Source organism: Pseudodesulfovibrio piezophilus C1TLV30 (assembly GCF_000341895.1).
Classification (GTDB): Bacteria; Desulfobacterota; Desulfovibrionia; order Desulfovibrionales; family Desulfovibrionaceae; genus Pseudodesulfovibrio; species Pseudodesulfovibrio piezophilus.
The window spans coordinates 2,875,283-2,888,539 of the sequence record NC_020409.1; the positions used below are offsets into that span (position 1 = coordinate 2,875,283).

The 13,257-nt window shown below is 42.4% G+C and carries 10 protein-coding genes; 9 read left to right on the forward strand and 1 reads right to left on the reverse strand.

Going from position 1 to position 13,257, the window contains the following annotated elements; genetic code table 11:
• Positions 1–2: 2 nt before the first annotated feature.
• The 8 genes from BN4_RS13495 to tnpA all read left to right on the forward strand — a co-directional run bounded on the left by BN4_RS13495 (position 3) and on the right by tnpA (position 9,735).
• Positions 3–1,163: a glycosyltransferase family 4 protein gene (locus BN4_RS13495; RefSeq protein ID WP_015415964.1), complete on the forward strand. Its 1,161-nt coding sequence runs from the start codon at positions 3–5 to the stop codon at positions 1,161–1,163.
• Between the two features lie 378 nt (positions 1,164–1,541).
• On the forward strand, positions 1,542–2,636 hold the full coding sequence (locus BN4_RS13500) for a glycosyltransferase family 4 protein (protein ID WP_041720399.1): 1,095 nt from the start codon (positions 1,542–1,544) through the stop codon (positions 2,634–2,636).
• 240 nt (positions 2,637–2,876) lie between these two features.
• A complete protein-coding gene (gene asnB, locus BN4_RS13505; RefSeq protein WP_015415966.1) occupies positions 2,877–4,748 on the forward strand; it encodes an asparagine synthase (glutamine-hydrolyzing) in 1,872 nt (623 codons plus the stop codon).
• Positions 4,748–5,629 carry a hypothetical protein gene (locus BN4_RS13510; RefSeq protein WP_015415967.1) on the forward strand — a complete coding sequence of 294 codons (882 nt, stop codon included), beginning with the start codon at positions 4,748–4,750 and terminating at the stop codon, positions 5,627–5,629. Before asnB ends, BN4_RS13510 begins: the two co-directional genes overlap by 1 nt.
• Before the next feature lie 9 nt (positions 5,630–5,638).
• Positions 5,639–6,757, forward strand: coding sequence for a glycosyltransferase (locus BN4_RS13515; RefSeq protein ID WP_015415968.1), 1,119 nt, complete (start codon positions 5,639–5,641; stop codon positions 6,755–6,757).
• A complete protein-coding gene (locus tag BN4_RS13520) occupies positions 6,754–7,797 on the forward strand; it encodes a hypothetical protein (RefSeq protein WP_015415969.1) in 1,044 nt (347 codons plus the stop codon). The genes BN4_RS13515 and BN4_RS13520 overlap by 4 nt, the downstream gene beginning before the upstream one ends.
• Positions 7,794–9,191, forward strand: coding sequence for an MBOAT family O-acyltransferase (locus BN4_RS13525; RefSeq protein WP_015415970.1), 1,398 nt, complete (start codon positions 7,794–7,796; stop codon positions 9,189–9,191). Before BN4_RS13520 ends, BN4_RS13525 begins: the two co-directional genes overlap by 4 nt.
• Positions 9,192–9,303: 112 nt before the next feature.
• The gene (tnpA, locus tag BN4_RS13530) at positions 9,304–9,735 is read left to right on the forward strand and encodes an IS200/IS605 family transposase (RefSeq protein ID WP_015413585.1); all 432 of its coding nucleotides are present in this window, start codon (positions 9,304–9,306) and stop codon (positions 9,733–9,735) included.
• A gap of 461 nt (positions 9,736–10,196) precedes the next feature.
• Here the strand turns inward: tnpA and BN4_RS13535 are convergent, their stop codons facing one another.
• Positions 10,197–12,194, reverse strand: a complete 1,998-nt coding sequence (locus BN4_RS13535; protein ID WP_015415971.1) for a B12-binding domain-containing radical SAM protein — start codon at positions 12,192–12,194, stop codon at positions 10,197–10,199.
• 393 nt (positions 12,195–12,587) lie between these two features.
• On the opposite strand from BN4_RS13535, the gene BN4_RS13545 reads away from it, so the two are divergent.
• Positions 12,588–13,019 (forward strand): GNAT family N-acetyltransferase, encoded by a 432-nt coding sequence (locus tag BN4_RS13545; RefSeq protein WP_157871392.1) that lies wholly within the window; start codon positions 12,588–12,590, stop codon positions 13,017–13,019.
• Positions 13,020–13,257: the final 238 nt, after the last annotated feature.

The following is a 13,257-nucleotide window of genomic DNA, read 5'->3' on the forward strand; positions in this document are numbered from 1 at the left end:
AAGTGAAAATAGTCTATATCAGTTCGTCATTTTTGCCCTCTTCTACAGCAAATAGTGTCCATGTTATGCGGATGTGTGATGCTTTTGTGAGTAATGGGCATGAAGTTTTATTGTTGGCGAGAAAACCGTCCAAGGCAGATGAGGTCGCTTGTTCTGATATTTATGAATTTTATGGTGTTAAGTCTAGATTTCCGATTGAATTCTATTGGTACAACGAGAGTCGGCAGAGTAGATGTCGCCACTTGGGTGGAACTGTTGCGTCTGCGGCGAGCATTGCTTTTAAGCTTTTTCGCTCCAGGCCTGATCTAGTCTTTGGCCGTGATCCGTATGGTTGCCATGTGGCAGCGACTTTAGGATATCCTGTTATTTATGAGACTCATTGGGTTCTTCATTCTGATTCGATCATTGATCGATATATTATGAATCGTTTGGCTAACCACAAGAATATTAAACGTTTTGTTGTGATTTCTGAAGCTCTCGCTACACAGGTTGTCAAGGGAGATCATCCCGTGAGCAGGGAGAAACTGTTAGTGGCCCCCGATGGCGCGGATATAGTCCAAGATGATCGATTGCCGGAGTTTTGGCCAGGACGTCGATCAGCTTTGCAGGTTGGATATGTGGGGGGGCTCTATCGGGGGCGTGGGATTTCAATGATGCTGGAAATGGCTCGGCGATTACCTGATTACGATTTTCATTTCGTGGGTGGTTCCCAGGATGACATTGCCAAGCATACTGTTCGGGGCATGAAAAATGTTTTTTTTCATGGGTATGTCGCGCCTGGGGAAGTGTATTCTTATCGTAATAAATGCGACATATTGTTGGCTCCATATCAGAAAAAAGTCTCAGTTGCTGGTGGCTTAGGAGATACTAGTGGAGTTATGTCACCCCTTAAAGTCTTTGAGTATATGTCAAGCGGTCGGGCTATGCTTGTCTCAGATATGCCTGTCTTGCATGAGGTGCTCACTTCAGGAGTCAATTGCCTTATGGCTTCTCCTGATTCGTTAGATGCATGGGTTGAGGCTTTAGAACAATTACGTGATCCTATACTTCGTGCTAATTTGGCTTCTGCCGCCAAAAAAGAATTTCTTGCTAAATATACATGGCAAAAACGGGCAGAAACAGTTGTTTCGGCTTGTCCTGATACTGTATTGTTGGGCAGTTAAATAGACTCCCCATTCGTCTCAGCAAGTATTTGTTTTGATAGGCTTCTAAGTGTCCAAGAATTAGGAAGTTTAAGGAACCTCTCTCTCCTGGATTGAACAGGTGTGTTTTAATTCTGAGTGACTGTTTGGTCTCATTTTGTATATTTTGCTAATGTAGTCTAAATACTCTCATTCATACCTTGAGTAGTGGTATGGTTTACATGTACGAAATTTGCCGTCTCCCCTTGGGAAATATTGATATGTTTATGACCGAATATTTTGTCCCACAGTCTCAACTGCGATATAATATTAACTAAAAATATTATTATATGGTAGAGGTGTAATGATTTTTAGTGGATGTATTATGGCTTCTCATAGAATGCAGTAAGGATGGGTGGCATGCATATCGTTTTGATTATAGGATCTCTTCAAGGTGGTGGGGCAGAACGAGTGGCGTGTACGTTAGCTAATGCTTGGTCAGCCGAAGGGAATAAAGTTACTATTTTGACGTTTGAGGCTTATGGTGCCTTGTCTGCATATCCCCTTTCTCATTTAATTGAAGTTAAACGTCTTAATTTACTCAATCCTGTTAAGAATAAAATAGGTGCTTTTAAGCGATTTTTAGACAGTGTTCTGATTATTCGAGCTAATATACGTGACCTACAACCGACTGTCGTTGTGTCTTTTATTGATGAGGTTAACGTCCGAACTATCATTGCCTGCAAAGGGCTAAATGTGCCTGTTTTTATTTCGGAACGAGTTCACCCTGGGTATTTTCGGATTAGTTGGTTTTGGAATTTGCTAAGGCGGTTGGTCTATCGTTATGCTGACGCCCTTATTGTGCAGACAAAGTCTATAGAGCTTTGGTGCAAAGAGCGATTTAGCACAACCACATATATAATTCCTAATCCTATTACCCCCACGAAGCAAAGGTTGTCGTGCGATTCGCGCGAGAGACGAACAATAGCTGCAGCCGGAAGACTTATGCATCAAAAGGGGTTTGATCTTCTTATTGACGCATTCGCTCAGTTGGCTTCTTCATTCCTTCTGTGGGATTTGGTTATATATGGCGAAGGAGAAGAACTCCATACTCTAGAGACTTTAATAAGAGTCAGAGGGTTGGAAGGACGTGTGAGGCTTCTTGGTTGGCAGAGCCAATTGGATGAAGCTCTCGCTGAGGTCGATATTTTTTGTCTTTCTTCTCGTTTTGAGGGGTTCCCTAATGTTCTGTGTGAGGCAATGAGACTTGGTTTGGCTGTTGTGGCTACAGATTGTCCAAGCGGTCCCGCTGATATTATAACCAATGGGAAAGATGGTATATTAGTTGAGGTTGGGAGCGATACTGAACTGGCTCAGGGGCTACGTCAGGTCATGGAAAATGAGTCATTGAGGTGTGCGCTTGGGAGTAATGCCAAAATGATAGGGCAAAGATATAGTACCGAAAAAATATTGATTTTGTGGAAAGAATGTTTTGATAATACTTTGAGGGTCTAGCCTTTCAATATGAAAGAGACTTACGAGGGGCTTTTTTTACTAAGTTATTAGAGAACTTAAAAATGGTATTTTACAGATTGGATAAAATATATAGCAAGCCATCAGTTAAATACTATACCTGAAAATCCTTTTAGAGATGCTCTACCGCTTATGAAGGTTACATTCTTAAATTGAATGTTTATAAAATTTCAAATAGTTGCGTTGCAAAAAATAGGTCTTAGAATACAGGAGTTGAGTATTATGTGTGGGGTCGTTGGAATTTACTCCCCTGGATTGTTACCTGATAGGGAGATACTTCGATCCATGATCGACGCAATGGTCCATCGGGGACCAGATGATTCAGGGCTATGGCTTAATGAGGAGGAATGTGTCGCTTTTGGGCATCGTCGGCTTTCCATCTTAGATGTTTCATCGTTTGGTCATCAACCTATGGAATCCTTATGTGGACGCTATATTATTTCCTACAACGGAGAGATCTATAATCACTTAGAACTTCGTTCTGAGTTGTCTGATTATCCTTTTAAATCAATGTCAGATACGGAAACCATTCTAGCAGCCGTTAGTGCATGGGGGCTGGAGCCTGCATTAAGGCGTTTTGTAGGCATGTTCGCCTTTGCTCTCTGGGATCGTCGAGAGAGGCAACTTTTTCTCATACGTGACCGTATGGGCATCAAACCAATCTACTACAGCAAACTTGGGAGCGGTTGGCTATTTGGCTCGGAACTCAAATCATTAAAGGCGCACCCTCATTTCAGGCCAGCTCTTAATAGAGAAGCATTAAACTTGTATTTTAGGCATAATTATATTCCTGCGCCATTTTCTGTTTATATGGACACTTGGAAACTTGAGCCTGGTTCTATGGCTATTATCAACAGTTCAGGTTTAAAGTTGCGGCAATGGTGGGATACAGATAGCGTGTGGCGCGCAGGTCAGAGAAGTCAATTTTCCGGAAGTGATGATGAGGCCGTGAACAGTCTTGAGAGTGTTCTACTAAAGGCTATTTCAGCGCGCATGTTAAGTGATGTCCCTCTCGGGGCTTTCCTTTCGGGAGGTATAGATTCATCAACTGTTGTGGCGCTGATGCAAACAATTTCATCGAAGCCTGTCCGCACTTATTCCATTGGATTTCGTGAGGATAAATATAATGAAGCAACTTATGCAAAAGCCGTTGCAACTCATTTGGCCACAGACCATACTGAATTCTATGTTAGCCCTCGTGATATGCTGGATGTGTTGCCGGCCATGGCTCAATATTGGGATGAACCATTTGCCGATTCATCTCAGGTGCCTACGTACTTACTGAGTCGTCTGGCAAGTGAACATGTAACGGTCTCTCTTTCCGGCGATGGGGGAGATGAACTCTTCTCTGGGTATGAGCGTTATTTTTGGGCAACAAGGATGTGGAATAATGTGCAGCGTCTTCCGGCTTCAGTACGGAGCTTTCTTGGAGGGGCTAATAAAGTTATTCCTGATGCTCTCCTCGATTTGCTGGGGGCAAATGGTTTTAAGATTCGTTGGAGACTCGATGCCATTGCGATGAAGGATTTTTCTTCATTTTATAAGTATTTTACTTCAGTTTTTAAAAAAAATGAGATTGTGCTTGGTGTAGAAGAGCCAGAATCTTGTTTAAGTAACTTGCCGCCCACAGGGAACTTGTGGGGTTGGATGGAGCTCTATGATTTGTTGGCTTACCTCCCTGATGATATTTTGACGAAAGTTGACCGAGCCTCAATGGCTGCCTCTCTTGAGGCTCGAGTTCCTTTGCTTGACCATCGGGTAGTAGAATTTGCAGCGAGTCTGCCGATGAGCATGAAGGTTAGAGATGGGAAAGGCAAGTGGCTCCTTCGGCAAGTTTTGCATCGGTATGTTCCTCAGACCATCGTGGAGCGTCCGAAGATGGGCTTTGGCATTCCAATGCAGGAGTGGTTGCAAACTCAGTTAAAGAAGTGGTGTTGTGACATGTTGGACAGTTCACGTATTAAGCAACAAGGATATCTGGATGCTTCGCGTGTCGAACTGATGTTGAATCGGTTTATGAGAGGAGAAATACTGTGGGGGCAACACCTATGGAGTATACTGATGTTTCAGTCTTGGCTTGAGGAGTGGGAATAGTGCTTTGGAGTGGCTTGAAGAGTTTTTTTCGTCGTTATTGTCTTTGTTTTGACAGTATCAGGTTACTTGATTGGATGCATCGAAAGAACATTCAATTGTTTTTTTTCTTTTTCATGCGCTATCGGGTTTCTCCTTTGATTCTTGAAGATGTGTATAAGCATGGTTTCGATGATGAAGAGATGGGAAGACTCTTTGCTCTGGGAACATCCTCTCTAAAAATTGGAAAAATATTTAAGACAACAGGCTTGATGCGCACTCGCATGGCTGATGGCATGCTTTTAAAGAGAGCAGAAGAAAAGAAAAAACCATCACTAATGGAAATTGGTGTTTCTGACGGTAGTTCCTCTCTCGGACTTTTCGATCATTTTGAGATGTTTGAGCGTATTGTTCTCACTGATCGATTTAGTCGATTCTATGTGCGGAAACATTTTTTCTGGAAGCTCATTTTGGACGCTGAAAAAAGAATGTATGGCTTAAAAATTCTGTGTTTTTTTATATTCTTATCTCCTAAGAAAGTAAAAGATAGTACCGAGTGTGTCCCCATTGAAGTTATCAATCCTATTCTTCGGAAGAAGTACGGTATACAGGCCATAACTCGTTTCGATATGTTTGAGGATGTTCTTGATGAACCTGTCGATCTGATCAAGTGTTCAAATATTTTAAATAAGGCATACTTTTCTGATAGAGAAATTTGCCTTGCAGTTGCAAAACTTTGCCAAAGTCTCCGCGAGGGAGGCCATATTCTTATTTCCCAGAATAATAAACAATATAAAGACGGTGAAGCCGGGTTTATTTTACGAAAAGAAGGCGACGATGTTTACCTTGAAGAAGCCTTTAATAATCATGACTGTTTAAATCTTTTCAAAACTTATATTGGATAAATTGGTTTCATGAAGGGCTCTCTGAAAATTATGCTGCTTGCTCCTTCCTTGGATGTTGGAGGGGCTGAACGACAATTGAGTTTTTTGGCAAATGGGCTAAGTCAGCGAGGCCACGATGTCCATGTTGCTCTTTTTTACAAACAGGGGGCATTGCTTGCAGACTTGGCCAAGGGAGTTTGTACGCATGACTTAAAAAAACAAGGGCGATTAGATCTTTTCGGTTTTATTTGGCGTTTTCGTCGATTGGTTCAATGTAAACGGCCTGATATAATTTACTCTTTCTTAGGCGTACCTAATCTCACGTCGGTTTTTTTAAAAATGACAGGTATTCGGGTTCCTATTGTTTGGTCGGTACGTGCTTCTGATGTGGATTTGAGTCAATATGGCATACTATCTCGTCTTTGTTATGCTTTGGAATCAAAGTTGTCCAAGTTTGCCGACCACATCATTGTTAACTCTAGTGCCGGGCAAAAATATTCTATGGCCCAAGGTTATTCTGGAAAAAAAATGTCAGTTATTTTCAACGGAATAGAGACTGATCTTTTCAAGCCAGACAAGGCAGGTGCTGCCCTTTTACGACAGCAATGGTCTCTACAACGAGACGATATTCTGATAGGGATCGTTGCCCGGCTTGATCCTATGAAGAATCACGAGACTTTTCTTGAGGCCGCGAAATTGGTTTTAGTCGAAAATCCGAAAATCCGCTTTGCTTGCATAGGTGATGGGCCGCAATATAAGCAGCTGAAAGCTCTGAGCGAGAGACTTGGGCTTTCAGAAAATCTTATTTGGGTTGGAGCTCGTTCGGATATGCCCAATATCTATAATGCTCTAGATATTTTGTGCCTTTCGTCTGTTACTGAAGGTTTCCCAAATGCTCTTGGGGAGGCGATGAGTTGTAGTGTGCCATGTATCACGACAGATGTTGGGGATGCTGCATATGAAGTGGGTGAAACCGGCATTGTCGTGCCTAAATTGAACCCTGAAGCGATGGCGATGGCGATGTTAAAAATGATAGAAAACGTGCGCCGTGGCAAAACATTTGCAACTCGGGCGAGGGTAAAAAAACTGTTTTCAGTGGAGCGTATGGTGACTGAAACCGAGCGAATTCTACAAGAGGTCCTTCAATGAAATGCAGGACGTTTTTTGTTTGGGGGATAGGTTTCATTTTTTCCTGCTTGTTTATTTGGGCAGTCTCAGCGGTCTTTTTGAATAGCGCTGTTCCACAAGTCTGGGACGAAGTCCTCAATGAGTATGTCCGTAAGCCTGGGATTACAGTTCGTTTTCGTAGTGAGGGGTGGGGTGATACTCGCATTGGTCAGCATGGTTTACAGGCTGCAAGCAGTGATGTCTTAGAAAGTAAGACGAAGTGCCTTTTATTTTGGGGAGACTCTCATGGAGAAGCTTACCAAGTTGATGATGAAGATAAGATAATCTCTGTATTTAATCGAGAGTCAACAACCCCTTTAAAAGGAGCACTCGTGGGCCAAAGTGGACTGAGCGTTGTTGATTACTATTATTTACTCCCTCACTTTGAGGCTGCTTTTCCAAATGTTGAAGGGCATGTGATCCTCCTTTCTGGCATGGGGGATGTTACTCCAGGATATCAAAATGGGTGCAATGGACATTTCATGTCAAATCCGTTCCGCTTTGAGGAGGGGGACTGTTCTCCTTCCCCTAGAGGGCTTAGGTGGGGCCCATTAATCTATACATTCAAGTTGGAATTTGCTTATCAAGTCTATCTCTCCATTAAAAAAATCGTATTTCATTCAGATGAACCTGTTGATACAGGCAATAAGAATCTCAATGTTTTGAGACAAAAATCAGTACCACCTGATGATGCTTGGGAGTTTTTGTTAGCCAAACTTAAACGAGTTACAAAAAAACCTATAATATTTGTCTATTTTCCCTATATCCCCCGTTTTGTTAATGGTGTTTTAGATTTAAAAGACAGCAAGGCAGAAGAAAAAATCCGGTTTCAGAAGGGGTGTGCCGCCAAGGGCTTTGGATTTATTGATATGACAGATGCTTTTAAGACCTTATATCTTCAGAAGAAGAAACTGCCTCGTGGGTTCATGAATACCCCTCAAGGCCAAGGTCACTTGAACGCGCAAGGTCAAGCTTTAATAGCGCAAGCTCTTAATAAATATTTGCTAGAGGTCGGCCTGTGATTTTTTCTTCGATAACATTTTGCCTCTTTTTCCTTTGTATCCTCGTTGGCTTGGGAGTTTTTCGTCGTAATTCTTCTCGTAAAAGATTTCTACTTTTAGGGAGTTGGTTTTTTTACGCTTATTGGGACTGGCGTTTCCTTTTTCTTATTTTAATCTCCACCATTGTTGATTTTGTAATTGGGGCGATGCTGGGGCACGAAAAGAAAAAAGGGACGCGTCGGTTGCTCTTAGGGGTAAGTCTGACGGTTAACCTTGGCCTGCTTGGTTTTTTTAAGTACTTCAACTTTTTTATTGATTCAATGCGTCCGTTGGTAGAAAGTTTTGGTTTTCATGTTGGCTCTTTGGATATAATCCTTCCGGTGGGTATATCCTTTTACACCTTTCAGACGCTGAGTTACACGATTGATATTTATCGTGGGCAAATAAAGCCGCATGATAATTTACTGGATTTTTCTCTTTTTGTGAGTTTTTTCCCACAGCTTGTGGCTGGTCCAATTGTGCGTGCGTCGCATTTCCTGCCCCAACTCAAGGAGTACAAACCACTTACTGCGGGGAATGCCTATGCAGGGTTCCAACTTTTTACTTATGGGCTTTGTAAAAAAGTATTTCTTGCAGACAGGCTGGCGTTATTCTCAGATCATGTTTTCACTAATGCCGGGTTGTACGATTGTGCGACCACGTGGATGGCTGCGGGAGCATATTCACTTCAGATTTATTTGGACTTTTCCGGTTACTCTGACATGGCGATCGGCATAGCTCGCATCTTAGGGTATGATCTCGGGAAGAATTTTAATTTTCCATACTTATCCCGAAGTCCCCAAGAGTTTTGGCGCCGATGGCATATTTCTTTGTCAACTTGGGTACGAGATTATCTTTATATCCCACTTGGGGGGAGTCGCAGAGGTAAAGCTCGTACGTATGTTAATGTCTTTGTTTCAATGGGGTTATGTGGTTTATGGCATGGTGCAGCTTGGACTTTTGTTGTTTGGGGGATGCTCCATGGAGTCGGATTAGTATTGAACAGGATGTGGCAATGGAAGGCAGAAGGGCCAGGGTTTAGACTGATAGGACGGGGAGTGGCATGGATTGGAACAATGTTGTTCGTCGTGGTGGGCTGGGTGCTGTTTCGATCCGTTGGATTTAGCGAAGCTCGTTTGATGCTCCGCCAGATGTTTGTTCCTGAATCTGGAGTAAATTGGTTTTTCCCTTATTTCCCTTTTGTTCTTGGTGTGGTCGCAGGAGCTCACATTTTGAAGGGGTTTGGGTTTTATGAAAAGTATTTGGAGTCAGAGACGGTTCGTTGGTACTCGCCTGCGCTTTTGTTCAGCCTGCTGTGGCTTGTCATTATCTTTCAACCTACAGGCTTCAACCCATTTATATATTTCCAATTTTAGTCCAATGAGAAACCCCCCAGCTCTGCTGGGGGACCAGTAAAGTTTGACTTATGCGGGAGTAATATAAAGCCTCTCCTTGTGAGCTGCTCAGAGTGAGCAGAGGAGAGGCTCTATGAAGTGCAATTCAAGCCTATGCCATACAAAATGGGACTGCAAGTATCATGTTGTGTGGATACCGAAATGTCGGCGTAAGGTATTGTTTGGCAAGTTGAAAAACTACTTGGGCGAGGTGTTCCACAAGCTCGCACGTCAACGTGAATGTATGATTTTGGAAGGGCATTTATGCATTGATCATGTGCATATGTACATCGCCATTCCTCCCAAATACTCTGTGGCACAAGTAGTTGGTTATATAAAAGGTAAGAGCGCAATACACATAGCGCGTGAAGTCCAAAATCGCGCAAGGGGATTTGCAGGGCAAAGCTTCTGGGCGCGTGGTTACTATGTGACCACGGTTGGACGAGACGAAAAGGTAATAAGGGAATACATCCGCAAACAAGAACATGAAGACAAGCGGGTGGAGCAGTTGAAATTCCGCCTTTAGGCGGTTCTTAAAGCCACTTTGAGTGGCTCACAAGCTCAAGCCCCCGGCTTTGCCGGGGGTGTTATGACTTTGAAAATAGGTTATAATTGAGGATGTAAATATGTTTTTCGTAGCTTTAGGGCTTCTCAATCAAGTTTGGGCAAGTGCGATGGATGCGTTGCCATAATGAGGAGCTAGAGGGCGTGATGCTTCCGTCTGAAGGCTGGGGGCATGTTACAAAAGTGCATGAAAACAAGGACTGTTCGCTGAAATGGTCTCAGCAAATTCTCGATAACATTGTGAGCATCATGGTTTAAAAACTGAGATCAAAGAGTCTTTGCCTTTAGATTTGATTCTTGGTTCCCAATCTTAACATCCGCAAACTGTCGGAATATTTTATTCAATCAGATTCCAACTTCCTATAGTTGTTCCGGCACTCGTCGATTCAAGCGAAAGGTAACTCGTTCGTATTGTCGTGAGAACTAATCGCAAGCTTTAAGTTCAAAGCAAAATGCATTTTGATATGTCTCTAGAACTTTCTCGACTGCGTATTGGGGGTTTTTTTCAAATTCATATTTCTTTAGTAATGCCCGCACAGCTGAACAAACTTTCTCATCTTTGTATAACGTTATAGTTGAGCGGTTCTCTAAATCAAGGAAGGGACGAAGATATTCCAATTCAGTAGTTTTGAAGTTGCTAGGATGAGGAAAAGGTAGGATTTTATGGGTACAACCTGGCAGTTTGTTATAAACTGTTAAGGGGTCGATAAAGCTGTTTTCAGTCACCTTCTGAAAAGCAGGAGATACTTTTTGTGAACTTAATTCTTCTGTGGCTGAAAAAATAAGACTGAGAAAATCAAGTAATAATTTTCTATCATACAGCAATCTGCTGACAACTTTAAAATATAATTTTGAAAAGCCTCCAGAAAGCAGCCTTCCCCAGTGTGGTTCTTTTGTGTGTTTTTTTATTAATGCATCTCTACTGGGATGTAATTCTGTGTCCAGCGAGTTTATAATATCGCGCGCAAAATGGCCAAGTCGTGTCTCTGTGCCCTTCAATTCAGTAATTTTCTCAACAAGGCTGTTAAGGACATGTATGGGGTTAATCTTATTAGTGTGGTGGAGGTTTGAGAGAAAAGGCTTGAGGTGTCCAGAATTCCAGCAAAATCCTACTAGGCATTGTAAAAGTCGCATTGATTTAAATTCGTTAGGGCTCATATCCTTTGAGCCACTTGCAACTTCTTCACATTCAACAACTTTGATTCCTTGATATTCGCCATAGCAGCCAGATTTTAGCCTAAAACTTGTTTGGTATTGATATTTTTTGCGTTCTTCTTCCAAATTTAGTTGAGTCCCTGGCAAAAAGAGAAGTGTCCTATCCCCAATGACGTCAAATCCTAGTTCGAAGCATTTTTCAAGGGTTTTCAGGTGGTTTGCATATGTTTCTCCTGGAAGTCCTCCTATTAAATCCGTGCCGACTTGGATATGTTTTTTTTTGTATGTGGAGAGGTAGTCCTTGAGGTCATCTTGTTGAATATTTCGCCTACCTATATTTTCTTGCACTACTGGGTCTAAGGACTGAACTGCCAATAAAACTCGTTCTCCTTCTCCGAGCAGTTTGACTATTTCATAATTGGTTTCAGCATTGTTTTTGCTCGACCAGAAGACGATACGTTGAAGAATTGGGTTTACATCTTTTATGGATCTAAGGGCCTTAGCTATTTGGATGTCTCGTTTGAATATCCCGAAGTTCCCATCGGCAAGAATATAGGTTGGGAGAGTGGGGAATTTGGTCCCCACGTAGTCTATTTCTGCGAGAATTCTCTCCATAGGAAATTTTCTGGTTTGATTTAAAAAGGATATTCCCCAAGCACAATAGGAGCATGAGTATGGACAACCTCTATTGGATTCGAAGAGAGGTATAAGTCCTTGATCAAGGAAAGAATCAAGATACCCTGCGAGGTATGGTGATGGGAGGTGGCTTAGATCATCAAAGAGCTGGGGGGGGCGATAGCATAGGTTTCCATGTCGAAGGAATGCAACTCCAGGATGTAATGTATTGAGTTGGTTAGATGGAGAAGTGATGTCTTTTACAATATTCGCGAAGGCCATCTCTCCTTCAAATACGATAGCAGAATCGATGGCAGGATTTTTTGTTAAGAAATTGGTAAGAAAGGTAAGGTCATTTTCTATTGATGGACCTCCTACGGATATGTGGGTGGCTGGGGAGAGTTGCTTAATCCTTTTTGCCACTGAGACGCTTAGGTTCCAGTTCCATTCGTACATAGAAAGCCCGACTACAGCCGGGGAGGCTTGTTTCACCGCGTCGAGTAGATCTGCTGTGTATTTAAAAAGTGTTACGGGGGGAGGAGTTCCTTGTGTGCTCAGATAAGCAGCAAGGCTTGCGGCGTTTAATGGGACAGAGTAATTCCCTGGGAGAGTGTTGTGAACCAGATCTGCAATGTATATTTTTTTCTTCATTAGCAATGGGCAAATAGAGCCAATTTTATTATTTTTGTTTGTCGAGGAGCGAATTTACAGCTTCGATGAGGGGAAGATCTCGTTGCGTAGTATAAATGGAGAGGATGACTTGGTTCTTTCTTTAGACACAGTTTCTCTACTTTAGCTATACCATATTGTAAATATAGTGCTCCTTCTCCTTTTGATCTGTCAAGAGAAGGCCATGAGGCATGTCATGAGATTCTCAGAGGTAATTCTGGTGTAAGTATGTGGTCATATTAGGGTGCATTGGATTACATCCATAATTTTTAGTTTGTTGTTGTCTTATTGGCCGTGGCAGAAAAATTTATATAGTTTGAGCCGTTTCCTGCGCTTTGTAAATCAAAAGGACAGTATCATATGGAGGGAACATTGATGATCGTACCAGCTCGGGAAGGTGATTTTAGTGAAATTGTCGAAGTTTGGGAAGCTTCGGTACGGGCGACGCATTTGTTTTTGTCTGAAGAAGATATTCAATATTATAAGCAGCTTATTCTCAATGAATATCTGGCTGCCGTGACATTGTTTTGTGCAAAGGATGATCAGGGCGTAATTCAGGGGTTTTTGGGAACGTCAGGGCAAAGTATAGAGATGTTGTTTCTGGCTCCACGCGCGCGAGGGAGCGGATTAGGGAGGAAATTGGTGCTTTTTGCTACTGACGAATTGGGGGCGACAAAGGTTGATGTGAATGAACAGAATCCGGCAGCAGTCGGATTTTATGAGCATATGGGCTTCAAGACCACGGGGCGCTCTCCGGTTGATGGCATGGGCAAGCCATTTCCTTTGCTACATATGGAGAAAGAGTGACGGTGATGGCACCATGATTTTTTGCGGGCAAGTGTCAATTTTCATGGGATGATTGGTCTGGTCGGCGAAAAGGTGGTATGCGGCACTGTCTCTTGTCTTGGCTTGGCTTGAAAATTCTTTTGCTTTATTTTTTCAACGTATCAACAAGTTTTTGATACCCAGTTTTTTTTGACGTTGTTGGTCTGGTGTTCGAGTTGTGACTTGCGGCCTTTAAAAAAATTCTTCCTGAATCGTTTTT

What these genes read in the sequence shown, in the direction of transcription:
- BN4_RS13500 (WP_041720399.1), top strand. Translation starts at nt 1,542, where the DNA reads ATGCATATCGTTTTGATTATAGGATCTCTTCAAGGTGGTGGGGCAGAA.
- asnB (WP_015415966.1), top strand. Translation starts at nt 2,877, where the DNA reads ATGTGTGGGGTCGTTGGAATTTACTCCCCTGGATTGTTACCTGATAGG.
- BN4_RS13515 (WP_015415968.1), top strand. Translation starts at nt 5,639, where the DNA reads ATGAAGGGCTCTCTGAAAATTATGCTGCTTGCTCCTTCCTTGGATGTT.
- BN4_RS13520 (WP_015415969.1), top strand. Translation starts at nt 6,754, where the DNA reads ATGAAATGCAGGACGTTTTTTGTTTGGGGGATAGGTTTCATTTTTTCC.
- tnpA (WP_015413585.1), top strand. Translation starts at nt 9,304, where the DNA reads ATGAAGTGCAATTCAAGCCTATGCCATACAAAATGGGACTGCAAGTAT.
- BN4_RS13535 (WP_015415971.1), bottom strand. Translation starts at nt 12,194, where the DNA reads ATGAAGAAAAAAATATACATTGCAGATCTGGTTCACAACACTCTCCCA.
- BN4_RS13545 (WP_157871392.1), top strand. Translation starts at nt 12,588, where the DNA reads ATGATCGTACCAGCTCGGGAAGGTGATTTTAGTGAAATTGTCGAAGTT.